The 24,088-nt window shown below is 48.8% G+C and carries 22 protein-coding genes; 14 read left to right on the top strand and 8 right to left on the bottom strand.

Annotation, left to right across the window (positions count from 1 at the left end; translation table 11 throughout):
* A complete protein-coding gene (locus CBE68_RS04875) occupies positions 1-1,113 on the top strand; it encodes a DUF1501 domain-containing protein (protein WP_229744643.1) in 1,113 nt (370 codons plus the stop codon).
* Positions 1,114-1,116: 3 nt separating this feature from the next.
* Here CBE68_RS04875 and CBE68_RS04870 read toward each other — a convergent pair whose 3' ends face one another.
* The 3 genes from CBE68_RS04870 to rsgA form a co-directional block, all read right to left on the bottom strand.
* Positions 1,117-2,850: a GNAT family N-acyltransferase gene (locus tag CBE68_RS04870; protein WP_087504948.1), complete on the bottom strand. Its 1,734-nt coding sequence runs from the start codon at positions 2,848-2,850 to the stop codon at positions 1,117-1,119.
* Between the two features lie 778 nt (positions 2,851-3,628).
* Positions 3,629-4,798 (bottom strand): MFS transporter, encoded by a 1,170-nt coding sequence (locus tag CBE68_RS04860; protein WP_087504946.1) that lies wholly within the window; start codon positions 4,796-4,798, stop codon positions 3,629-3,631.
* A gap of 120 nt (positions 4,799-4,918) precedes the next feature.
* A complete protein-coding gene (gene rsgA, locus CBE68_RS04855) occupies positions 4,919-5,977 on the bottom strand; it encodes a ribosome small subunit-dependent GTPase A (RefSeq protein ID WP_087504945.1) in 1,059 nt (352 codons plus the stop codon).
* A gap of 458 nt (positions 5,978-6,435) precedes the next feature.
* Between rsgA and CBE68_RS04850 the strand changes: the two genes are divergently transcribed.
* The 3 genes from CBE68_RS04850 to CBE68_RS04840 are packed head-to-tail and all read left to right on the top strand — an operon-like array spanning position 6,436 to position 9,790.
* Complete coding sequence (locus CBE68_RS04850; RefSeq protein ID WP_158100495.1) at positions 6,436-7,821, top strand: efflux RND transporter periplasmic adaptor subunit; 1,386 nt, start codon at positions 6,436-6,438, stop codon at positions 7,819-7,821.
* Positions 7,818-8,567 carry an ABC transporter ATP-binding protein gene (locus tag CBE68_RS04845; protein ID WP_188708080.1) on the top strand — a complete coding sequence of 250 codons (750 nt, stop codon included), beginning with the start codon at positions 7,818-7,820 and terminating at the stop codon, positions 8,565-8,567. Before CBE68_RS04850 ends, CBE68_RS04845 begins: the two co-directional genes overlap by 4 nt.
* Positions 8,567-9,790: an ABC transporter permease gene (locus CBE68_RS04840; RefSeq protein ID WP_087504943.1), complete on the top strand. Its 1,224-nt coding sequence runs from the start codon at positions 8,567-8,569 to the stop codon at positions 9,788-9,790. Before CBE68_RS04845 ends, CBE68_RS04840 begins: the two co-directional genes overlap by 1 nt.
* Before the next feature lie 414 nt (positions 9,791-10,204).
* Here the strand turns inward: CBE68_RS04840 and CBE68_RS04835 are convergent, their stop codons facing one another.
* The 4 genes from CBE68_RS04835 to CBE68_RS04820 form a co-directional block, all read right to left on the bottom strand.
* Positions 10,205-11,008, bottom strand: a complete 804-nt coding sequence (locus tag CBE68_RS04835) for a UDP-2,3-diacylglucosamine diphosphatase (RefSeq protein WP_087504942.1) — start codon at positions 11,006-11,008, stop codon at positions 10,205-10,207.
* Positions 11,009-11,191: 183 nt separating this feature from the next.
* Positions 11,192-12,136, bottom strand: coding sequence for a DUF4097 family beta strand repeat-containing protein (locus CBE68_RS04830; protein WP_087504941.1), 945 nt, complete (start codon positions 12,134-12,136; stop codon positions 11,192-11,194).
* Positions 12,137-12,198: 62 nt separating this feature from the next.
* Complete coding sequence (locus tag CBE68_RS04825; RefSeq protein ID WP_087504940.1) at positions 12,199-12,711, bottom strand: hypothetical protein; 513 nt, start codon at positions 12,709-12,711, stop codon at positions 12,199-12,201.
* Positions 12,698-13,285: an RNA polymerase sigma factor gene (locus tag CBE68_RS04820; RefSeq protein WP_087504939.1), complete on the bottom strand. Its 588-nt coding sequence runs from the start codon at positions 13,283-13,285 to the stop codon at positions 12,698-12,700. The genes CBE68_RS04825 and CBE68_RS04820 overlap by 14 nt, the downstream gene beginning before the upstream one ends.
* A 343-nt stretch (positions 13,286-13,628) precedes the next feature.
* On the opposite strand from CBE68_RS04820, the gene CBE68_RS04815 reads away from it, so the two are divergent.
* Both CBE68_RS04815 and CBE68_RS04810 read left to right on the top strand, forming a co-directional pair.
* Positions 13,629-13,925 carry an ArsR/SmtB family transcription factor gene (locus tag CBE68_RS04815; RefSeq protein WP_087504938.1) on the top strand — a complete coding sequence of 99 codons (297 nt, stop codon included), beginning with the start codon at positions 13,629-13,631 and terminating at the stop codon, positions 13,923-13,925.
* Between the two features lie 29 nt (positions 13,926-13,954).
* Entirely contained in the window at positions 13,955-14,191 is a 237-nt protein-coding gene (locus CBE68_RS04810) for a hypothetical protein (RefSeq protein WP_229744642.1), read from the top strand.
* A 110-nt stretch (positions 14,192-14,301) separates the two neighbouring features.
* Here CBE68_RS04810 and rpsT read toward each other — a convergent pair whose 3' ends face one another.
* A complete protein-coding gene (gene rpsT, locus CBE68_RS04805; protein WP_087505132.1) occupies positions 14,302-14,562 on the bottom strand; it encodes a 30S ribosomal protein S20 in 261 nt (86 codons plus the stop codon).
* A gap of 262 nt (positions 14,563-14,824) precedes the next feature.
* Here rpsT and murJ point away from each other — a divergent pair, with 262 nt between their 5' ends.
* The 8 genes from murJ to CBE68_RS04765 all read left to right on the top strand — a co-directional run bounded on the left by murJ (position 14,825) and on the right by CBE68_RS04765 (position 24,087).
* On the top strand, positions 14,825-16,378 hold the full coding sequence (gene murJ, locus CBE68_RS04800; protein ID WP_087504937.1) for a murein biosynthesis integral membrane protein MurJ: 1,554 nt from the start codon (positions 14,825-14,827) through the stop codon (positions 16,376-16,378).
* Between the two features lie 346 nt (positions 16,379-16,724).
* A complete protein-coding gene (gene ribF / locus CBE68_RS04795; RefSeq protein WP_087504936.1) occupies positions 16,725-17,678 on the top strand; it encodes a bifunctional riboflavin kinase/FAD synthetase in 954 nt (317 codons plus the stop codon).
* Between the two features lie 29 nt (positions 17,679-17,707).
* Positions 17,708-20,542: an isoleucine--tRNA ligase gene (gene ileS, locus CBE68_RS04790; RefSeq protein ID WP_087504935.1), complete on the top strand. Its 2,835-nt coding sequence runs from the start codon at positions 17,708-17,710 to the stop codon at positions 20,540-20,542.
* Positions 20,535-21,059, top strand: coding sequence for a signal peptidase II (gene lspA, locus CBE68_RS04785; protein ID WP_087504934.1), 525 nt, complete (start codon positions 20,535-20,537; stop codon positions 21,057-21,059). The genes ileS and lspA overlap by 8 nt, the downstream gene beginning before the upstream one ends.
* A 1-nt stretch (position 21,060) precedes the next feature.
* A complete protein-coding gene (gene fkpB, locus CBE68_RS04780; RefSeq protein WP_087504933.1) occupies positions 21,061-21,504 on the top strand; it encodes an FKBP-type peptidyl-prolyl cis-trans isomerase in 444 nt (147 codons plus the stop codon).
* The gene (ispH, locus tag CBE68_RS04775; RefSeq protein WP_087504932.1) at positions 21,504-22,433 is read left to right on the top strand and encodes a 4-hydroxy-3-methylbut-2-enyl diphosphate reductase; all 930 of its coding nucleotides are present in this window, start codon (positions 21,504-21,506) and stop codon (positions 22,431-22,433) included. Before fkpB ends, ispH begins: the two co-directional genes overlap by 1 nt.
* 50 nt (positions 22,434-22,483) lie before the next feature.
* Positions 22,484-23,074 carry a type IV pilus modification protein PilV gene (gene pilV, locus CBE68_RS04770; RefSeq protein WP_158100494.1) on the top strand — a complete coding sequence of 197 codons (591 nt, stop codon included), beginning with the start codon at positions 22,484-22,486 and terminating at the stop codon, positions 23,072-23,074.
* Entirely contained in the window at positions 23,074-24,087 is a 1,014-nt protein-coding gene (locus CBE68_RS04765) for a PilW family protein (RefSeq protein ID WP_087504930.1), read from the top strand. Before pilV ends, CBE68_RS04765 begins: the two co-directional genes overlap by 1 nt.
* Position 24,088 lies beyond the last annotated feature (1 nt).

The following is a 24,088-nucleotide window of genomic DNA, read 5'->3' as shown; positions in this document are numbered from 1 at the left end:
ATGCTCTGGCCTACAGCTCCAGTTTGGTCACAAATGCCATCGCCAAATCAGCCTAACACAGGTAAAAAGCTAATTTGGGTGTTGCTAAGAGGAGCGCTTGATTCGCTTCACACCATAGTCCCCTCAACTGATAGCAGTTATCGTCAACATCGTCCCAAAATTGCCAACGATTTACTCACGTCAGCATTGCCATTGTCTGCCGATTTTGCTCTTCATCCAGCCTTACAGAATCTATATAGCTGGTATCAAGCGAAGCAATTTTTACCGATTGTTGCCGTTGGTTCCGGCTATGACGCTCGTTCGCATTTTGATGGCCAAGATTTTCTTGAAGCTGGGTTAGGTCACATTGACCACGACAGTGGTTGGTTAGCCAGAGCAGTCAATAGTCACCAGAGTCAGGGGCTCGCAGTTAGCCAAACAACTCCGATTGCGTTTCGAAGTTCTGAACAAGCGACCACCTGGTATCCGAGTCGATTCAGGCAGACTAAACAAGATACCTATGCGGCGCTGCTTGACCTATACCAAGAGTCACCATCGTTGCTCGCACAACTTGAAGAAGGTTTAGCGACCCAACAGTTGCTGCGCGATAGCGGCACAGCGTCATCGGGTAAGGCCAACTTTAAAGAGTTGACCGAAGCATGTGGCACATTAATGAGTGCGGAAAATGGCCCCGATTGCGCGATGCTCGAGCTTGGTGGTTGGGATACCCACAACAACCAAGCTAATCGGCTGAATCGGCAACTAACGGAACTCGATCAGGGGTTGGCTGCACTAAAAGCTAGCCTTGGTAGTCAATGGCAGCAAACGGTGGTGATGGTATCGACAGAATTTGGTCGTACGGTGCGAGAAAACGGCACAGCAGGCACTGACCATGGTACTGGCAGCTGCATGTTGTTAGCCGGGGGAGCGATCAACGGAGGGCGAGTATTAGGAACATGGCCCGGCTTAAAGGCCGAGCAACTCTATCAAGGTCGCGATTTAAAGCCGACCTCAATGACCTTTCGCTGGTGGGCCACCTTGTTGGCTCAGCATTGGGGCTTGAGCGAGAAACAATTAGCAGCTGTGCTACCCGGCAGTCAAAAGTACGCTATTGAACTAGTGCGAGGGGGCTAAATGCTATGCTGCTGATTGTGGATTTTCCGTGGCCCCCATATATCGGGCGCGTTTCTTAGCTTTGAGTTTTTCAATATCAACTAGCACCAAGCCATCGACACAATCAGCAAAGTCAGGGTCGATGCCGAAATCCAAGAACTGGACACCGTCTTGTTCAGCAACTTCTGTATATTGTTTGTAAAGTGTTGGTACCGATACGCCCATGTTGGCCAGAAGGTGCTTCAGCTGAGTAAAGTCTTCTTTATAGTCGGTCCCAGAAAAGGTCGCTTTCAAAGTTTGCATGGTGTCATCGGCGATACCATAAGGCTGGCGAGAATGGGCAATAGGCTCTTTGCTGGAAAAGTACAGCTTGTAGAAAAACACGAGCAAGTCGCGCGCAGGTTTGGGAAAGCTATTGCTGATGCTAACGGGGCCGAATAGGTAGCGATAGCCTGGATACTTGACCAGAAAGGCGCCAATGCCATACCAAAGATAGTCTAATGAACGTTTACCCCAATAACGAGGTTGAACAAATGAACGTCCCAGCTCAACACCTTGGGGCAAGTACTTGTCCATTTGTTTATCAAAATCGAATAGGGAACTGGTGTAGAGCCCCGGTAAACCTTTCTCGTCAATGACCCGTTGGGTATCCGCCAAGCGGTAGGCGCCAACGATTTCGAGATCCTCGCGATCCCAAAGTACTAAGTGTAAGTAATGGGCATCGTAAGAATCCATGTCCCTGCGTTCGCCCGTGCCTTCGCCTACTGCGCGAAACGATACTTCTCGCAAGCGGCCAATTTCTCGCATAATGGGCGAGCTTTCGGTAAATCGGTAAAGATATATTTGTTTACCATCACCGGTTTCTCCCAAACGCTCACATTGTTCGATGGCTTGTTTTAACTCAGCTCGGCTTTCTGGATGAGCAATAGCTGAAAATGTCTTGAATAGACCCTTACGACCTTTGGCAATTCGATAGAGGTGGCGTTTGAACAACTTCACCCGTTCGCGATTTGGCATGTTCAGGCTCGAATAGCTTTCGTAAGGAATGGGCTCGCCAACCTTAACCGTCAGATTTTTATCGCGCTGACGAAACATTTCTTTGACCAGTAGTACCGTTGATAGCGGTTTGTAAATCATCGACGCACTGTAAAACAACGCTGAATTTCGGCCACTGACAAACATGGGCACAATTGGCGCTTGAGTTTGCGTTGCCATTTTCAAAAATCCTGAACGCCAGCGGGTGTCCTTCACGCCAGTGGGTTGTAAGCGAGATACTTCACCAGCAGGAAATATGATTAGAGCGCCGTCACCTTGCAGGTGATTTTCGATGTTTTTTAGGCATTCTTTTGCGGTGTTACCTGTCATATTATTCACCGGTAACAACATCGGAGTTAGTGGCTTGACGTTCATCAACAGTTCATTGACCACTGCTTTGACATCGCCGCGGATCTCAGCAACTAACTTGAGTAGCGCCAAGCCATCGAGCGAACCGATAGGGTGGTTGGCGATGATGACGACACGACCAGTGGCAGGAATGCGTGCTTTATCGCGGTCACTGATGCTGTAACTAAAACTGAAGTAGTCGAGCACCTTTTCAACGAAATCAAGACCATTTAAATGTGGATACTTTTCCGCAAAATCGTTGATGTCGCGCTCATGAAGCAATCGTCGCAGCAAACCTTTTAGCGGTTTAGCAAGCCATGGTTTTTGCTCTAATGCGGGGTAGTTATCGCGAATGACTTGATCAACAGTAAACATAAAAATCGAACCTCGGTATCAGCTAACCTCGCACACCATATGACGCTTGTGTGACGGAAATATCGCGGCAGGATTTCAGATTTATGAAGCTGTACGTTTGTCTTGATGCGATCACAGCCAAAGTTAGTTTGGAGAGGAGACAGTCAGAGCTGAGGCAAGTTATGGCAGCGCTGTGGACCGCAAAAAATAAATAGCTTGGCCATGCTTTCAGCCAACAGGCATCTACAATTTATCCTCCAGAACATGCTTTGAAAGCATCCTTTGCATTATGTGTTTTTGTGATCCAAAGCACTGAGGATAAGCAAACGGAACTTTTAGACCTGATCTGGGTCTATAAACGCAGTAACCAATGTTTTAACTAGCAGCGTTTTTTATAAGTATTGGCAGTGTTAATGAGCTGTTAACTGTTGTTGCTGTTGACTGTGGTCTGAGGTGAGTTTTGTTTTGGAGTTGTTGATATGTTCCGAGATTCAAACCTCAAGGATGAAGTATTAATTAATGTTTTGAGACTACCTATGGTAGTTGCGTTTCTGGCGTCATTTGTCTTTATTAGTGATTTCAGAGGTTATGGTGAGTTGTTTGGCCAAAACGCCCTGACAGCGGTTGTTGCGTTGGCGATGATCCTATTAACGTGGCTGACTTTTCCTCGTTGCGTAGCGTTACAAAGAAAGCTGGCCAGAAAGAGTAGGCCGCGCAGAACGATGCGAATCGTTCACTCGATACGCCGCGGAATCGCTAAACGAGAAGCGAAGTTTGGTTAGCGCACACTAGAGGCTAATTAGCCTCTAGCCCACACCACCTCATTGCCAGCTTCTGGCTTGGCAGGAATGCAGCTGGCCAACAATAAAGATGCCACTGCAAAGCCTGCTCCGATCAAAAATACTGCCGCTTGTGAATAAATCCATACCACGCCTAAAAGAGCAGGGATGACAACTGCTGCTATGTGGTTAATGGTGAAGCTGACGCTTGCCGATGAGGCAATATCACGCGGATCAGCGATCTTTTGGAAGTAAGTGTTTATCGCAATGGCAAAGGCAAAAAATAGATGATCAATGATGTACAGCGCTGCAGCCATATTGGCATTGTCAACCACAGCATAGCCGCCAAACACCAAGATTAAGCCCACATATTCAATTACCAATGCTCGGCGTTCGCCAACCCGGCCGATAAATGCGCCGATTTTTTTGGCAAATAGAAAATTAAAAACATAGTTGGCAATAAACAGCGTACTGATTTGGCTGACGCTATAGCCAAACTTTTCGACCATCATGAAGCCAGCGAATACAACAAAGATTTGGCGCCGAGCACCGCTGAGAAATACCAATGCGTAGTAGAGCCAATAGCGTTGACGGAAGATCAGTTTTTTGTGCTGGCTGGCATGTTGGGCAAAGTTTTTGAAGTACACCACAACCGCTATAGTCGCGATGATACCTAAGCCGCCGACCAAGGCATAAACCCAGACATAATCGACTCCCAACTGGCCCATGATTAGCCAAATCAAACCGTAAGCCGATAACGATGCAATTGCCTTGATTGATAAAGCTTGCCCCATGAACTCTGCAGTGTCTTTTTTATCAAGCCATTGCAGCGTCAGTGATTTGTTGATGGTTTCAAAGTAATGAAAGCCAATCGACATAATGACCGTGGTGATATACAAGCCCATTGCACTTGGAAAGAACCCGGTCAGCAAGATGCCAATGAACATGATGGCAAGTGACAATAAAGCAAAAGATTGTTCGCGGATTAACAACAAGATGAAGATCGCGGTAAAAGCGAGAAACCCTGGAATTTCCCTAACACTCTGCAAGATGCCGATCTCAACACCAGTGAACTGGGCACGTTCGACGACAAAGTTATTTAACAGCACCATCCAAGTGGCAAAGCCAAATGACATCAAAAACATCATGCACAACAATAAGTGCTGTGGCGTACGAGCGATTCGAAACATGTTAGTAGGGGCAAAGATTAGCTGAAGGGCAATAGTAGCATGGTGATTAGGTCGATTGTTTTATTTGCTAATGAAGCCACCCCAAGGTGGCTTCATTAGCCTAAAAGGCGGATCGCTTAGTTAGAATCCCTTTTTGATTTGCCTTGAGACCGCACCGACGGTTTTTACCATCTTGCCAAATGCTTTGTCTTTAGCACGAAGTTGAGCCAATGTGGCACTGTTTCTGGCTTGCTCAGTAAGTAACTTGATAAAGTTATCAAACCGCCGCTGTTCAAGCGCACCGGAATCGATTGCTTGTTGGATGGCACAGCCCGGCTCGCCGTTGTGTCGACAATCGCTAAATCGGCATTGCTGCGCCAATGCATCGACGTCAGCAAAAGCCTGCATTACACCTTGCTCGCAGTCTGTTAACTGCAACTCTCGCATGCCAGGAGTATCCACCAACACTGCGCCTGATGGCAGCAAGTGCATGGTTCTGGCAGTGGTTGTGTGGCGGCCTTTGCTATCGTCTTGGCGAATGGCCCCAGTTAGTTGTGCCGACTGACCCATAAGGGTGTTCGCTAGCGTCGACTTTCCTACCCCTGACGAACCTAATAGTGCAAGTGTTTGTCCCGGTCGATTCCAGTAATTCAAGCATTCGCAGCTAATAGAATCGAGGGCGTTAATGCTCTCGACAGCAAGCATAGAGTCCAGTTGTTGAACCTGATAACGCTTTTGTTCTGAGTTATCAGACAAGTCCTGTTTGGTGAGTACCACTACCGGCTCTACTTGCGCCTCATGAGCCAGCGCTAAGTACCGTTCGATACGGCTGAGGTTAAAATCATGGTTAACCGAGCTCATGATAAAAACAGTATCGATGTTGGCGGCAATCAATTGTGTTTTTATCTTGGGGCCGGCGGCTTTGCGGCGAAACAGTGATTTTCGCTCGAGACGACGAACAAAACCAAGCTGACGATCGAGTAACACCCAGTCACCGACAGTAAGCTCTGGTAGCTGATTGCTGATTGGTAGGTGATGAATGGGCTTCACTGCCGGAAAGGACTCGGATAACAACAGATATTCACTGCGGTGATGAGCGACGATACGAGCAAAAATGGTGTCTTGATATTCTTCCAGCGCCAATTGTTGCTGAAAAAATGGTTGCCAACCTAATTGGTTGCGCAAAATTGATGAATTCATTGTGTTGCCTGTGTAAACAGATCGACTCTGTGTCTTCACAGAGAAAGATAAGGGCACAATTAGTTAGCCCCGGTTTAGACAGCACCGGGCAAAAGCAGGCAAACAGAGAGGTGTTGGTGGTTCTCTAAATTGCAGCCTTGGCCGGGTGGGTATTCAACACAATCATCAAATTCTCCTATAGGTAGTTGTTGAGCACAGGCGAATTATAGCTAATACAAGGCCGTAGAATTTGATCTCGCACTTGAATTTGATGGTGGCGGTAAATCTGGCCGTATTGGCCGACGCCCCAGGCGCAGATCTTACTGGCTGATAACAGTCCTCAAAGTTGAAGGGGGCTAAAGCTTGCGATTCACTCAGTTAACCGTTTTTTTACATCTAGAGTAAAGAACTGTAAAAGCGATTTATAGCGGCGATAGGCCGTTCTACCATGCAATTAGGTTGCATGGTGATTGATGGTTATGAGTAAAAATATTTGGATCGGCGCTGTCGTAGTCAGTGTCTTGATGATTATCTCTATTGCCTTGGTTGGCACAAGAGGTTCCGCTACTGGTTCTGCTACTAATGCTGCCTACAAGGCAGAACAGATTGGCCATGGCAACATCGAGAACAGGGTCAGTGCCACTGGTACACTGGCAGCCGTTGATGATGTTGTTGTCGGCGCTCAGTTGTCAGGTCAAGTAACCGAGGTTCATGTCGACTTTAATGATTCGGTCAAAGCGGGACAGCTTTTAGCTCTCATCGATCCTCGCACTTTCGCCGCTCAAGTGGCGCAAGCTCAAGCTCAGCTAGACAAGACAGTTGCCGATATTGAGCTGCAACAAATTGTCATAAAGCAAGCCAAGGTTAACTTCGAGCAAAGTAAGCGAAACCTCGCGCGAGTCGAAGGGTTAGTGGCAGCAAACCATATCTCTGAGGACGAGCTCGATAGTTACCAAACCGAAGTTGATGTTAGTGATTTGGCGTGGCAGCAAGCAAATGCGCAACTGAGTATTCTGCGCGCCACCAAAGCGAGCAATCAAGCCAGTCTCGAGCAAGCAAAGATCCAGCTCGAACGGACCGAGATCCGTTCTCCCATCGATGGCTTTGTCATTGATCGAACGATTGAAGCAGGCCAAACGGTGGCCTCAAGTTACAACACTCCTGAGCTGTTTACCCTTGCTAAAGATCTATCTGAAATGGAGATTGAAGCCTACATTGATGAATCGGATATTGGCCAAGTCGCGCTTAATCAACGGGTGACATTCACCGTCGATGCCTTTCCTGAACGTAGTTTTCGCGGTGAGGTTCGGCAAATCCGCAAAGCGCCGCAATCGGATTCTGGTGTTGTCAGCTATACCGTGGTGATTAATGCCGTCAATCGAACTGGCTTATTGCTACCGGGAATGACCGCTAATTTGGAAATTGCAATTGATAGCTTGCGTGACGTCCAGCGAGTACCTAACGCGGCACTGCGAGCTGCAGATCGTTTTGGCCAACAGAGTCAGTCCAAATCTCGGGGACCGATGGGGCAACTTCAGCAACTTGGGCTTTCTCAGCAGCAACGCCAAGCGCTACGAGAAAAACTGCCTAAACCCGGTTCGTCCTTTGGCCGCAGTGCTGCTGAGCAACAACGCCAACGGATGGAGCAGGTACTAGCGGAAATCCTGACACCAGAGCAGCTGGAAATGAGAGCACAACTCCGTTCAGGTAAATTACGCTTGGGTCATTTGTTGTTGGTCAGGGGAGGCGAGCTAGAAAAAGTTCAGGTGCAACTCGGAATCAGCGATGAATCGCACACCGCTGTGTTAAAGCCTGATTTGACCGGTGAGCAAGTGGTTACCCAAATAAGGGCCGCCAACCAATGAATCGACCGCTAACGACTCAGCAACCAATCACTGCAACTATCGAGTGTCAGCAACTGAGCCATAGTTTTCCCATGGCCGGTGAGCGATTCCGGGTGTTAAAAGGTATTGATTTAACAGTTATGCCCGGGGAAATGGTTGCCATTATTGGTCCATCGGGTTCTGGCAAGTCCACCTTAATGAACTTGATTGGCTGTTTGATGACCCCGGAGCAGGGGCAGCTAAAAATACTTGGACAATCGACCATAGGAATGTCTAAAGCTGAGTTGGCCGATATACGCCGTGATCATATTGGTTTCGTTTTTCAGCAATTCAATTTGTTGGCTCGTACATCGGCACTGGACAACGTAAAAATGCCGTTGATGTATCATGATTCTGCGGTTGCTGATGCTGACGAACGCGCTACCAAATGCCTGCAGTCAGTTGGTCTTGGTGATCGTTTGGATAATCACCCAAGCCAGTTATCGGGTGGCCAGCAACAGCGCGTCGCAATTGCTCGGGCGCTAATCAATCGCCCCGATATTCTATTGGCCGATGAACCAACTGGCGCTTTGGATACCCACACTAGCGCGGAAATCATGGCGCTGTTTCGTCAACTGAATCAAGCTGGCCACACGGTGGTGTTGGTGACCCACGAAATGGAAGTAGCGGAGCAGGCTGACAGAATTGTCATGGTCCGTGATGGCTGTCTGCTGCAAGATACGCCGACAATGCGTCAAACTCATGTGCCGCGAGCGGAGGGAAGCTAATGAATCAGTTGGCGACTGCGCTCATTTCGCTGCGACGAAATCTAATGCGTTCGATCCTAACCACCTTAGGCATCATCATCGGCATCAGTGCGGTGATCATTATGTTTGCTTTGGGGGAAGGTGCCCAACGGCAAGTGGAAGAGCAGATCAAAAGCTTGGGCACCAATATTCTCATGGTCCGCGCTGAAGCAATACGAAGCGTAGGTGCAACTGGCGCGGCGGGTAATGTGAACCGTTTATACATATCTGATGCCGATGCGATAAAAAATGAACTGCCAGAAGTTGTTGCCGTTGGCGCATATAACCGCGGCCAAGCTCAGATTGTCTATGGCAACCAAAACTGGAATACCGGTATTCAAGGCGCCAATGTTGATTTGCTGACTGCTAGCAACTGGCAAATTGCCGATGGGCGAGCTTATACCGAGAGTGAAGTGCGTAGTGGCGCCAAAGTGGTTTTAATCGGTCACTCTGTCGCGACTCAGTTATTTGGTGATCCAACATTTGCTGTCGGTGAAACCGTGCGGGTTAATAAAATTCCTTTAAGGATTATTGGCTTGCTGGCAGCAAAGGGCCAAGACATGCGTGGTTTTGATCAGGACGATATTGTCATTATGCCGCTGACCACTGCCAATCGTCGCGTGGTCGGAAAATCAGGAAAAGACATCAATCGGGTAAGCCGTTTAGTGGTTGCCGTTGACCAAGAAGACAATATGGCATTTGTCACTGAGGAAATTGAGCGTCTGCTGAATCAACGCCATCGCATCGCCGCCGGCCAAACCGCGTTCTCGATCATGAATTTATCCGCCATGTTATCCACTAGGGCGGAAGCAAACCGCGTGTTCTCTTCGCTGTTGGCTGGTGTTGCCGGAGTGTCGCTATTGGTTGGTGGTATTGGCGTGATGAATATTATGCTGGTGAGTGTGACAGAGCGAACACGAGAAATTGGCTTGCGAATGGCCGTAGGTGCTAAGCCGCGAGCGATACTGAGTCAATTTCTAATTGAGAGTGTGGTGTTGTGCGTGATCGGCGCGTTGCTTGGGGTGACCATCTCGTTGTTGGCGGTGATGTTGATGCAGTACGGCATGGGCTGGAGCATGGCGCTGTCACCGGTAATTATGCTGATTAGCGTGGTGGGCACGGCGCTCATCGGCGTTGGCTTTGGCTTTTATCCGGCGTATAAAGCGGCCAATCTCGATCCAATCGAAGCGCTGCGATTTGAGTAGGGACGCTAACCGCTTGAGTGTTGGCTTCTCAGATCTTGGCGTTGAAGAGCAAGTTATCGTTTCCTCACTCAGACACGGCGTGAATATGTCCTTATAGCCTCTACCGCAGCATCCCTGCTGCGGAAGGTCTTCGTCAGCAAACAATAACCTGCTCAGGCGTTACGGGAGTTACGGACATTTCTCCTAGCCAGAAGAGCACAGCTCCAATTCCCAACTAGTCCTTAACCGTAGGTGAGTTGCCCTGCTGCGGCGAACGATAGTGAGGTAGCCAACTGCGACTGAGGTGCTTCAGCCGACATGGATGTCGGGTGTAGAGCGCTCCAGGGATGGACTTGAGCGTCACCGAAGGGGCGGTTGGCTGCCGATTGAGGCAAAAGAGGCAACCATCGCAGCTTGCGAGTTGCCAAGCAGCAGCTACGCTGCTCGGCCCGTGACAACGGTCAGTTCTGGGCGCAACTGGTCGATTTGCTTCTGAGTGTTACTCCAATGAAGCAATTCGATTTCGCCCGAAACATGTTCTACTGCAGCGGTGCAGCTTTCAACCCAGTCGCCGTCGTTGAGGTATAAGGTGCCATCCTCATAACGCATATTGGCAGAGTGAATATGGCCACAAACAACGCCATCAACACCGCGACGTTTGGCTTCGCGAATAGCTGCATCCTCGAATCGCTTGATAGCCGCTTCGGCTTTCTTCACTTTCTTCTTCAGATAGGCTGCCGCTGACCAGTATGAGAAGCCAAACCAAGCGCGCCCTCGATTGACCCAGCGATTGATAAACAACAGCAAATCATAGCCCTTGTCGCCAACCCAATGATGTAGCCGACCACACTTGACTGCACCATCAAATTCATCGCCATGGAGCATTAGTAATTTGCCGTAGGCAAGCGATTCGTAAGTATACTCTCGATGACACTCTACGCCTTGAAAGACACTGCCATGGTAGCTTCGCATTGATTCATCATGATTGCCCGGAACGTAGATGACGTTGCAGCCTTGACGAGATTTTTCCAGCAAGGCATCCAGCACTTGTTGATGCGATGACGGCCAGAAAAGCTGTCGTTTCATTGCCCACAGGTCAACAACATCGCCCACCAAGAATAAGTTGTCGCATGTTGTTTTCGCTAGAAAGTCGAGTAGGAATTCAGCTTTGCAATCGCGGTAGCCGAGGTGAATGTCAGAAAGCCAGATTGCGCGGTAGTGTTGTGTCGTCCCTTGCATGGGCAAACCCTCTGTATGGTTTGGCGCCAACTTAGGGTTAGCAGTTTACGTTCAGGTGACATCCAGTTGATTGTTTTATGACACTCTTGTTAGCGCAACATGACAGCGACTAATACAACAAAAAAGCGAGTTGGCTGATAGCAACCAACTCGCTGATCCAAGGTTGACCGAACTGGGCCGATGTTATTTCGTTAACACTACTTCTCCTTTGATGGTGGAGATTTTAACCGCACCGCTAGCATCGCCCAGGGAGAAACTCAAAGACTGAAACCCTGTGTATTGTTGCTCTTTGATTTTGTCGTCAGATAAGTTGTTGACGATGTCGCCTTGATGACCGTCGATGGTAAATTTGGCTTGTGGCTGTTCAAGGAAGCGAAACTTAATGTCACCGCCGACCGAAGAAGCCTTAATTCGCCCTGAGTCGGCAAGCTTAATGGTCGCATCAATGTCACCATTAACAGAACTCAGCTCTAGCTCATTGACCGTATTGCCGGAAAGCTGAATGTCACCGTTGACTGTTGTGGCGCGAAATGAGCCGACATCGCCTTCAATATCGATATCACCGTTGACGGTCTCTAAACCAATACTGTCGCCGCGCAAATTTGCAACCGTGACGTCGCCGTTGACTGTGTTGAGCTTCAGGTTGCCGGTGATGTCTTTGCTATCCACGTCACCATTAATAACTTCGACACGAACCTTGCCCGTGACTCGTGACAAATCGATATCACCGTTAATCGTTTCCGAATTCAAATCACCTTCGAGCAAATCCAAAGTCAGGTCACCATTGGTCGATTCATAACTGACGCTAGTTTTTTGTGGCAGGTGAATAGTCAAACGGTCGCCTTTGCTGTTGTTCCAGTTACCGTCTTTTTCCTTGACTGTGATTTCAATAGTGCTGCCTCGGCGTTCGAAGATGAATTCTTCGGCATTGTCAGATAGTTCTCCGGTGACTTTGACCTCATCGTTGTCCCAGCCTTTGATGGTGACTTTGCCATTGACGTGGGTGACATCGACTCGCTCGCCGGGATTCGCTGCCAATGTTTGGTTAATGCTTTCTCCGGCGTTTGCCAGTGAACCAGCCCACAAACCTAGGCTGACAATGGCCGCTGATACAATGCTTCTGTTCATAATGTGCTCCTGCTTAAACACCGCGCTAGCTAAGGGCTAGGCCGTAATCATTCGTTGTTTGATTAAATTTGGATGAGCTTCGGGGCGTGGACCCGCTCGATCAGTTGTATTTGTTGTTGATAGACGCCTTGCAGCATTTTCAACAGTGTTGGGTTTGTTGGGTCATGCTCGAGAGCATCCTTGATGGCTTGGGCTGCATCTTCGAGCTCATCGAGCTGTTGCTGCCAGTTATCGGTGAATGCCGGTTTACCCTTGAGTGCGACCAGTAAGCTGTCTTTTTGCAGCTGATGGTTGTCACTCATCGCCGAGATCAGTTGCTGACTCTGCGCTAGCGCCAGTTCTTGGGCACGCTGATCGATGTAGTGATTACCACCAAACCAACTCAATACCGCTAATAGGCATACTGATGCTGCTGTGGCTAACCAGCGAGGTTGATGATTTGGTGATATGCGCTCTGCTTGATTATCGTTTAACGCATGCTCAATGCCGCGCCACAAATCGCGCGATGGTTGTGTATCTTTTGGCAAGGCGTCGACTTGTCGTTGCAGTTGCTGTTCAAATTCATGCTGATTCATGACTCATCCACTCCCTCAATAACTGTTTCGCTCGGTGGTACTGAGCTTTGCTGGACCCAACCGCCATATGTGTCATTTGAGCCACTTCTTCGTGGCGATAGCCTTCGACGGCATGTAGTACGAATACCAGTCGGGCACGCTCTGGTAATCGCTGAATGTATTGCTCCAACGGGTTATCTTCCGATTGCGCTGGCGCTACTAAGTCCGCTTCATTGGCTGACTCAAGACCAAAGGTCCGTTGCAGCCAGTTTTTTTGCTTGCGCATATGTGACACCGTGACATTGGCGGTGACCCGATGAAGCCAAGTCGAGAATTTGGCTTCACCCGAGAAGCTGGTCAATGATTGCCAAACCTGAATGAATGTTTCCTGGGTTGCATCTTCGGCATGGCTTTGATCACCACTTAAGCGCAGCGCAAGCGCATACACCTGGCCAACATACTGGCCATAAAGCTGCTGATAAGCTGCTTTGTTGCCATTCTTGGCTGCGGCAATGAGTGCTCTTTCCAGATCGTCATCGCTGCTTGAGGTGACCGGCTGCCTCGATGACAACGCGGTGACTGTTCCTTGGTTCATTCAGCAAGCGTCCTTTCGGATATTGGTTGGTAGTTATTGCATTAGTCGCAATAAATTAAAGAAAGGTTTAAACGGTTCAAAATTTTTTCTAATCGTTAGATATTGGTATCAAGGTCATCAACTTAACAAAACCTGCATCGGCAAGTTAAACCGCCTCTAAAGCGAAGTTGGCTGTCTTGATGATCAATTTATTTGTCACGAAATCTTGAATTTTCTTCGGAATAAAGTGTACTTAGAGAATAATGTAAAACGATTGCTATTCGTAATGTTTTCAAACAGCGCAGTTTAGACAACATCACGGTGTCAGTTCCGAGTCCGACAAAGAAAGGTAGTAAAGATTGATATGGATTTAGCGCAAATGAAACAAAACGCAGGGCGGGCTATCCCGCTGCTGAAAGCGTTATCCAATGAAAATCGCTTGTTTATTCTGTGCCACTTACATGGCGGAGAGCTTAGTGTTACCGCTTTGACTGAACGAGTGGGGCTCAGCCAATCCGCGTTGTCGCAGCATTTGGCGTTGTTGCGTAAAGAAGGCTATGTGGCAACTCGAAAGGAAGCACAAACGGTGTATTACTCGTTGGCGAGTAAAGAAGTTGAAGCGATGATGGCGACTTTGCATCAATTGTATTGTCAGTCATAATGGCCTAAGTAACCTCAGGAGAAGACAGGATGTTTATGACGAGCAAAGAAAAAAGGCACTGCCAGCCATGTAACCAAGAGACTAGCCATGTTGTGGTGTTGGTTCGCAAGGAAAGTGCTTTTGCTGGCGATGAGAAGCAGTCCACCAAGGAGTTTATCGCCGGGTTAATCAAAGGATGGGCTGTTGGACCATTTTTGGCTGAGATGGATGATTTTGAGCGCCACTTAATTTGTGAGTGCTGTGGACAAAAGACGGTTGAGGATTAATCCCTCCACTTGAGTCAGATAGGTTGAGCCTAGCGGAAGGTCGTTGAGCAGCAAATTTAAGATATAAAAAAACCGGCCTAGGCCGGTTTTTTTATATCTTAAGCAAAAACTTAAAGCGCTTTAATCTGAGCATTCAGACGCGACTTATGGCGCGCGGCTTTGTTTTTGTGGATCAGGCCTTTAGTGGCGAAACGATCCAAGATAGTAACTGCGTTGTTGTACTCAGCAGCTGCTGCTTCTTTATTACCTGCGTCAATCGCTGCGTATACCTTCTTCAGGTAAGTACGCATCATGGAGCGACGGCTGGCGTTATGCTTGCGACGCTTCTCTGATTGGATCGCACGCTTTTTCGCTGACTTGATGTTAGCCAAGGTCGGACTCCCAATTCGTCTGTTAAATGGATTTCTTAAGGGCGGCGCATTCTGCACCGATCTTAATCCAAAGTCAATGAGTTTCGTGGTCTTCCATTGCCTTTTCCGCTCACCATTGGCGAAAACGGGTCGGGCTAGTAAGATGGTCGCGGATTCTAGCAGCACGTTTCGCGGAATGCCAGCCACTTTAGGCACATTTACCTGAGTATTTATCATCGATATCTCGCCAATTCTCTATGGATGGCACACAAAGGATTAAAGCTTGAGCAAGCAATTGGTTAAGTCGGGCGCAATTGTCAGCGCCATGACATTGATTTCCCGCGTATTAGGCTTGGTGCGCGATGTAGTTATTGCCAACCTGATGGGAGCGGGGGCTGCTGCCGACGTTTTCTTCTTCGCCAATAAAATTCCCAATTTTCTTCGGCGACTTTTTGCCGAAGGTGCTTTTGCTCAAGCCTTTGTACCTGTATTAGCAGAAACAAAAGAGCAGGGAAGTTTAGATGATGTGAAGCAACTGATTGCTCGTGTATCCGGTACTTTGGGCACCTTGGTGATGATTGCCACTATTATTGGTGTCGTTGGTTCACCAGTGCTAGCGGCCATTTTTGGTACCGGTTGGTTTCTTGAGTGGTTGAATGACGGTCCTGAGGCGGATAAGTATGTTACTGCCGCTTTTATGCTAAAAATTACCTTTCCATACTTGTTCTTTATTGCCCTGACCGCGCTGTCTGGCTCGATTCTTAATACCTATGGTCGCTTTGCCGTCGCTGCATTTACGCCAGTGTTCTTAAATGTCGCCATTATTAGTTGTGCACTGTGGCTCAGTCCTCAACTAGACGAGCCCGCTATTGGTTTGGCATGGGGGGTATTTATTGGTGGTGTGATTCAGTTTTTGTTTCAACTGCCATTTTTAAAGCGAGCGGGCTTCTTAATCAAACCTAAGTGGGGCTGGCATCATCCAGGAGTGGTGAAAATTCGCACCTTGATGATCCCAGCGTTGTTTGGCGTATCCGTCAGCCAGCTCAATTTGTTGTTTGATACATTTATTGCCAGCTTTTTGAAGACGGGGTCAATTAGTTGGTTGTATTACTCGGATCGTTTGTTGGAATTTCCTCTGGGGTTGTTTGGTATTGCCATTGCGACGGTGATCTTGCCAAGCCTCAGCGGCAAAGCGGCGACCAAAGATTCTGAGTCTTTTGGTCACACCATGGACTGGGGGGTGCGCGCCGTCAGTCTGCTCGGTATTCCTGCTGCGCTGGGCTTAATGGTGTTAGCTCAGCCGATCCTGATGTTGTTGTTTATGCGCGGAGCTTTTGGTGCTGATGATGTTCATGCTGCTAGTTTGAGTCTGTTGGCCTATGCGTCAGGCTTACTCTTCTTTATGTACATCAAGGTGTTGGCACCGGGGTACTTTGCGCGGCAAGATACTAAAACGCCGGTTAAATTCGGCATTTATGCCATGGCCGCCAATATGGTGTTTAACCTGATCTTGGCCAGTTGGATCGGTTACATTGGTTTAGCTGCTGCGACGTCGCTATCGGCGGTGCTCAATGCTGGTTTACTCTACTGGGGCTTGCATCGTTTGGCAGTGTTTCAGCTGAGCTCAGAAACGCTTGGTTTGCTGATGAAAATGTTGCTTAGCGCAGCGATTATGGCTGGCGCTATTGCTTGGCTGAGTCCCGAATTTGAACGCTGGTTGCAATTTGGTTTTGTGGTTAGTGCCGCTTGGGTCGCAGGACTAATAGTGCTGGCTGGCGTCTGCTACCTGTGTTTGTTGTTGTTATTTGGTGTTCGACCTCGCCACTTGCTGCGTTAATTAACAGGTTCTAATGGCCAATGATCACTTGGCGCATTAGCTAAGCTTGTTTGCCATGAACTTGTTGCCAGTAGGCTCTGGCTAACGTAAAGCGGTAGGTGGCTAACAGCCAACCTTTTTGGTTGTTTTTAAACTTCATCGAGAACTCCTTCGTTCAGCCGCTCAGGGCAGCGCGTATTGACGCTGTCTTGATGCGACGACAAAAGGTTAGGACAGTTTTTATTAAAGGCAGGCGGCGAGCTTTTTTAGCTGCTGCGGTGAATGATGTGATGGCACTAAATCGCGGCGTTAGCCTATGCTATTCGGCTCTGTTATACTCCGCGCTTTTAATAGCCAGACGGCCCAAATGGAACTAATTCGCGGTATTCACAATTTGCGACTGCGGCACCGCCAATGTGTGCTGACGATCGGCAACTTTGATGGTGTTCACCAAGGGCATCAAGCCGTGTTGCGTCAGTTAGTTGCAAAAGCCAAAGCGTTTGGTGTTCCCTCTATGGTCATGGTGTTTGAGCCACAGCCACAAGAAGTGTTTGCCGGTGACAAAGCGCCGGCTCGATTGAGCCTATTGCGCGACAAGGTTCGGCTATTGGCTGAAATCGGTATTGATCGGCTGTTGTGTGTGCAATTCAATCCGCGATTTGCAGCAATGTCGGCCACTCAATTCATTGACAATCTATTGGTCGAAAAATTAGCCATCCGTTTCTTAGTGGTTGGCGATGACTTTTGTTTCGGAAAAGGTCGCCAAGGCCATTACTCCGACTTAGTTACTGCTGGCAAACAACATGGCTTTGAGGTAAACAATACCCAAAGTTTTGTGCTCAACGAGCAGCGTGTAAGCAGTACTCAAATCCGAGCCGCACTAGCAAATGACCATTTGGATGATGCCGAGGCACTGTTGGGGCATCGCTACGCACTAACCGGTCGCGTTGTCCATGGTGATGCGTTGGGCCGTACCATCGGCTTTCCGACTGCAAATGTATTGATGAAACGGCAAGTGATCCCTGTTCAAGGCGTTTATGCCGTTGAAGCTGAACTGGCCAATGGTCGACTCGTTAGTGGTATGGCGAACATTGGTCGGCGTCCGACGGTGAAGGGAACTCGACCTCAATTGGAAGTACATTTATTTGATTTTAATGGTGACCTTTACGGTCAACGCATTAAAGTCGATCTGGTAGCAAAACTTCGCGAAGAGCAGTCATTCGCCTCGGTTGATGCACTTAAAGACCAGTTAGCACAAGATAAAGTAGTGGCACGGCGCCGACTTGAACAAGAGTCGCCGCGTGTACAGCAATTAAATTAATACGACATGATCATCAGGATCTGCCATTCATGAGCCAATATAAAGACACCCTTAACCTGCCCGAAACTGAATTTCCGATGCGCGGCAATCTGGCCCAGCGCGAACCAGCCATGCTCAAAGACTGGTTAGCTGACGACTTGTATGGCGAAATTCGCCAAGCCCGTCAAGGCCGCCCATCGTTCATTCTTCATGATGGTCCTCCATATGCCAATGGCAACATTCACTTGGGCCATGCGGTTAACAAAATCCTTAAAGATGTGATTATCAAGTCGAAGACGTTGAGTGGTTTCGATGCCCCTTATGTCCCAGGCTGGGATTGCCATGGTTTGCCGATTGAATTGCAAGTTGAGAAGAAATTCGGCAAGCCGGGTAAAAAGTTGACGGCGGCTGAATTCCGAGTGAAGTGTCGAGAGTATGCGGCTAAGCAAGTGGATGGTCAGCGCGAAGACTTTAAACGCTTAGGCGTTTTTGGTGAGTGGGATAAGCCATACCTGACCATGAATTATGATTTTGAGGCGAATCAGATCCGCGCCCTCGGTAAAATTGTTGAAAATGGTCACCTGCACAAAGGGTTCAAACCAGTGCATTGGTGTACCGACTGTGGCTCAGCGTTAGCTGAGGCAGAAGTGGAATACCAAGACAAAACATCACCGGCGATTGACGTTGCTTTTGAAGTGGTTGATGCAGAAGCATTACTGGCTAAATGTGAGCACCCAGCAGAGCATGTTGGTGAGGGCCCAGTGTCTGTGGTTATCTGGACCACTACGCCATGGACCTTGCCTGCTAACCGCGCAGTAGCGGTTCACCCAGAGCTAGACTACGTCATTGTTCAATGTGCCACCGAGCAGGGCCCTCGTCGTTTGTTATTGGCCAAGGATCTGATGCTTGATGCGGTGGATCGTTATGGCGTGACGGATTATCACGTCATCGCCACTTGCCGCGGTGTTGATATCGAGCATACTGCGCTCAAGCACCCGCTATACGATATGCAAGTGCCAGTGATTCTGGGCATGCACGTTACCACTGACTCGGGTACTGGTTGTGTTCACACTGCCCCGGGCCATGGTCAAGACGACTTCATTGTTGGTCAACAATATGGCCTTGAAGTGGCCAACCCAGTGATGGATCACGGTGTTTTCAAAGAAGACACGCCGCTGGTTGGTGGCCAACATGTGAAAAATGCCAACGGCATCATCATCGAAGCGATGAAGGAAAATCACACCCTGTTGTGTCACGTCAACTATCAGCACAGCTATCCGCATTGCTGGCGCCACAAGACGCCGATTATTTTCCGCGCCACTCCGCAATGGTTTGTCAGCATGGAACAGGCTGGCTTGCGAGATGCTGCATTAGAAGAAATTAAGAAAACCGAGTGGTTGCCAGAATGGGGCGAAACTCGAATTCAAAGCATGATCGATGGCCGTCCAGATTGGTGTATTTCGCGTCAGCGTACCTGGGGCGTGCCGATTGCTCTGATCGTCGATAAAGAAACCGGCGAGCCGCATCCCAAAGCGCTTGAGTTACTTGAGGAAGTCGCTAAGCGCGTTGAAAAAGAAGGCATTCAAGCTTGGTTTGATTTAGAGCTCAAAGAGCTGTTGTCTGAAGATGAATGTAAGCAGTACACCAAGGTACAAGACACCTTGGATGTTTGGTTTGACTCTGGTGTAACTCACTCGTGTGTGGTTGATGCCCGTGAAGAAACGTTCGGCGCCAATCCGATTGATTTGTATTTGGAAGGCTCGGACCAGCACCGTGGTTGGTTCCAGTCATCATTGCTGACATCCATTGCCATCAAAGGCCATGCCCCATACAAAGCTGCACTGACGCACGGCTTCACTGTGGATAAAGATGGTCGCAAAATGTCCAAGTCGCTGGGCAACGTGATTGCACCGCAGCAAGTCATTGGCAAATTAGGCGCCGATATCTTGCGCCTTTGGGTTGCCTCAACCGACTATACCCAAGAAATGACGGTTTCGGATGAAATCTTCAAACGCAGCGCTGATGCGTATCGCCGTATTCGTAATACTGCCCGTTTCTTGCTGGCTAACCTCAATGGCTTCAACCCTGAAACTGATGCAGTGCCATTTAATGAAATGGTGGCATTAGATCAGTGGGCCGTTGCCCGTGCCCTGCAAACCCAGAACACAATCGTTGAAGCTTACGACCAATACAACCTGCATCAGGTAAACCAAGCGTTGATGTTGTTCTGCTCCATTGATATGGGTAGCTTCTACCTCGACATCATCAAAGACCGTCAGTACACCGCGAAAGATACAGGTCTTGCTCGTCGTTCTTGTCAGACTGCCTTGTACCATATCGCAGAGGCGTTGGTGCGTTGGATGGCGCCAGTGATGAGTTTTACCGCACAAGAGATTTGGCAGGCATTACCGGGTGAACGTAGCAAGTACGTGTTTACCGGTGAGTGGTACCAGGGCTTGACTGAATTGCCTGCGGACGCGCCGTTGTCAACGGATGACTGGCAGCAAGTGTTAGCAGTACGTACCGAAGTGAATAAGCTATTGGAAGCCGCCCGTCGCGACAAGCAAATCGGTGGTACTTTGGAGGCCAAGGTTGCGCTTTACGCAGATGGCAAGATTGCAGCGGTGCTAGCTAAATTGGCTGACGAGCTGCGGTTTGTGATGCTGACATCGGAAGCCAGTTTGTTACCGTTGGCTGACGCGACAGATGCTGTTGCTACTGACATTGATGAACTGAAGGTGTTGGTTGGTAAAGCCGCTGGCCAGAAGTGTGAGCGCTGTTGGCATCACCGCGAAGATGTTGGTAGCCACGCCGGTCATGAGACTCTTTGCGGCCGCTGCGTGACCAACGTCGATGGCGTAGGTGAGGTTCGCTCTTATGCTTAAGGTGTTCAACAGCAATGAAACCTCTGGCTTGAAGTGGATTTGGGTTGCGGTACTGACCTTTGTCCTCGATCAAGCAACCAAGCTTTGGGTGATTGGCGCTTTTGAGTTGTATGAACGGGTCGCGGTGACATCGTTCTTCAACCTGACTTACGTACGAAATTATGGTGCAGCGTTTAGCTTCTTAAGCGATGCCGGTGGTTGGCAACGGTGGTTTTTCACTATCATCGCTTTCGCCGTCAGCGTCATGTTGCTGTATTGGTTGCGTAAGAATGATGCCTCCCAGCGCTTGCAAAACATTGCCTTCGCCTTAGTGCTTGGCGGCGCTTTAGGTAATGTCATTGACCGTTTGTACCATGGTTTTGTCATCGACTTTCTTGATTTTTACGTTGGTAATTATCACTGGCCGGCATTTAACGTCGCAGATTCTGCAATTTGCGTCGGTGCTGGCTTATTGATTTGGGATGCTTTTATCAACAAGCCTGAACAAAACAGCGATACCGCGAAAGCAGGAAAGTAACATGACGCAACAGATTTGCAGTGGCGCCGAAGTAACCATGCACTTTGCCATTAAGTTGGTAGATGGCTCGGTTGCCGATAGTACCAAGGTCAATAACAAGCCAGCCCGTTTTGTTGTCGGCGATGGTAATTTGACCGACAGCTTTGAGCAATGTTTGCTCGGTTTGAAAGCCGGTGACGAGAAGAAATTCGAATTGCCGCCAGAACAAGCTTTTGGTCAGCCCAATCCTGACAATATTCATCACTTAGACCGAGTCAAATTTGGTGGTGATATTGTCGCCGAAGTAGGCGCTATTGTCGCTTTTAGCCAGCCCGATGGCACTGAAATCCCGGGTATTGTCCGTGCTGTGGAAGGCGACTCTGTGACTGTTGATTTTAATCATCCACTAGCAGGCCAAACGGTGATCTTTGAAGTTGAAATTCTAACAGTTGGAGAATCGCAATAATGGACATTTTACTGGCAAATCCTCGCGGCTTTTGTGCTGGAGTTGACCGTGCGATTAGCATTGTTGAGCGTGCACTGGAACTGTTTGAGCCACCTATTTATGTTCGTCATGAGGTGGTACACAACCGTTACGTGGTTGATGGCTTACGTGATCGAGGCGCCATTTTTGTCGATGAGTTGGATGAAGTACCAGATGACTGCATCGTCATTTTCTCCGCTCATGGGGTTTCCAAAGCGGTTCGTGACAATGCTAAGGCGCGTGGCTTAAAGGTGTTCGATGCTACTTGCCCGTTGGTCACCAAAGTCCATATGGAAGTAACCCGAGCGAGCCGCCGAGGTACTGAGTGCGTGTTGATCGGTCATGCGGGACATCCCGAAGTTGAAGGTACCATGGGGCAATATGACTCTGATTCTGGAGGGATTTACTTGGTCGAATCTCCGGCGGATGTCAAAACATTGCCAGTAAAAGATCGCGAAAATCTGTGCTACGTTACTCAAACGACTTTGTCTGTGGATGACACAGCAGACGTGATTGATGCGTTGCGCCAAGAGTTCCCAAAGATCGTTGGACCTCGCAAAGATGACATTTGCTATGCCACCCAGAACCGCCAAGATGCGGTGCGGGAATTAGCAGCAAAATCTGATGTGATGTTGGTAGTCGGAGCCAAAAATAGCTCTAACTCAAACCGCTTACGAGAGCTGGCCGAAAAGATTGGTACCCGGGCGTATTTGATTGATACCGCCGATGATATCGATGCCGCTTGGCTTGAAACTTGTGATGTGGTCAGCGTCACTGCTGGCGCTTCTGCCCCTGAGATTTTGGTGCAACAAGTCGTTGATAAATTAACTCAGTGCGGTGGCACGCAAGTACAAGAACATCCGGGACGTGAAGAGAACATAGTGTTCGCCGTTCCCGCCGAGTTGCAGTAGCAGCTTCTGCGACAAAGTTCTCCAATGCAGCCACCGTCTAGGTGGCTGTTTTGTTTTACACACAAATTCGTCAGGCGACCGTTGCACGTAGGTCGCGTACTCGCTCCTCACTTCAATCAGGCGTTACTCTGATTGAAATTCTTGTTGCTGTTGTCGTTTTGGGCATTGGTGTATTGGGTGCGCTCGCTCTACAAGGAACAGCCAAAAGGGGCAATCTCGAAGCCTTCCAACGTACTCAAGCAGTATTGATCGCTCGAGATCTGGCTGAACGAATGGTGTCCAACCGCACCGCCGACCTCGACAGTTACCAGGGAACATACACTGGCTCAACGGTTACTACCTTTTCAGATTGTTTGGGGCTCGATAGTTGTACTCCAGAGCAAATGGTTAGCTGGGATTTGTATCAATTTGATCAGGCTATTAAAGGCGGCTCTGAGGTCAGAGGTGATCGCGATACCGGCGCTTTGATTAATGCCGAAGGATGCGTTAGCCACACCGCTGGCTTGATTCAAATTGTTTTGGTTTGGAAGGGTGTTCGCCTCGGTGCGACGCCTGTTTCACCGATAGCTGGTTGTGGCAGCGACATTAGCGCGAAAGAGCGACGTATGTTTGTTTTCACCACTTTTGTGGGGGCTAACTAATGATTAGAGTGAGCTGTAAACAACTAGGCTTTACTCTTGTCGAGTTGATGATTGCGCTGGTACTTGGCCTGCTGTTGGTCATCGCAGCGCTAAGCGTTTTGATAACCTCGTTAACCCAACTTTCCAACACCCAATCTTTTTCAGAAATTTTAGACAACGGCCGCGTTGCAATTGCACTGCTAGGCAAAGATGTCACTCACGCTGGCTTTATGGGGCAACTCTCTGGTCAGAATTTAGTGCTAGGTTCCAATTTGACCCTTGAAGCTGGTGCGGTATCAAGCGAATGCACTGGTGGCGGAGTCAACAATGCGACATTTCCGACGGTTGGCATTAATGCCACGTTTAGAATGCTATGGGGGGCAAACCTAACCGGTGCCAACGCCATGGGGTGCATCGATGATGGTCGAGCTGGCACTGATGTCATTCAAATTAAACGTTTGATAGGGCAGGAAGATGAGTCCAATGCCATCGTCACCAACGGCAATGTCTATATGGCAGCAAACTCAAATACGGCCGTTATCTTCAATGGTGCAACAGGATTGGTAGCAGCAGAACCAACGAATGCCGAGTACTTTGAGTATCAGCACCGAGTCTATTATGTCGCTAATGTGAATCGCTATGGCATCAACGACTTTCCTGTGTTGGTGCGCGAAACCTTGGCGGTAACATCTGGTTCAGAAGTGATGATCAAAGAAGAAATCGCCGAAGGTGTAGAGGACTTACATTTTCTTTACGGTCTTGATGATGACGGTGATGGCGCTGTCGATCGCTACGCCACAGCAGCTCAGATCACTGATGATGAATGGGACAATGTTGATTTTGCCAGAGTGCTGTCAGTGCAGGTGGCCATGCTGGTAAGGGCTATCGAAGCGGACCCTGCGTTAACTCAGCATGGGGCTGCAACTTACAATTATGGCAGCCGTACGGTGACGTCTGCGAATGATGGCATCAGGCGAAAGGTGCTAAGTGCTACGGTCGCTATTCGCAATCATCAGATTGCCAACGGAGGTTAAC

Origin of the sequence: Neiella marina, from assembly GCF_002165625.1 — a bacterium.
Taxonomy (GTDB): domain Bacteria; phylum Pseudomonadota; class Gammaproteobacteria; order Enterobacterales; family Neiellaceae; genus Neiella; species Neiella marina.
Note: the sequence above shows the minus strand (reverse complement) of the source record. Positions and strands in the feature narration are given on the sequence as shown.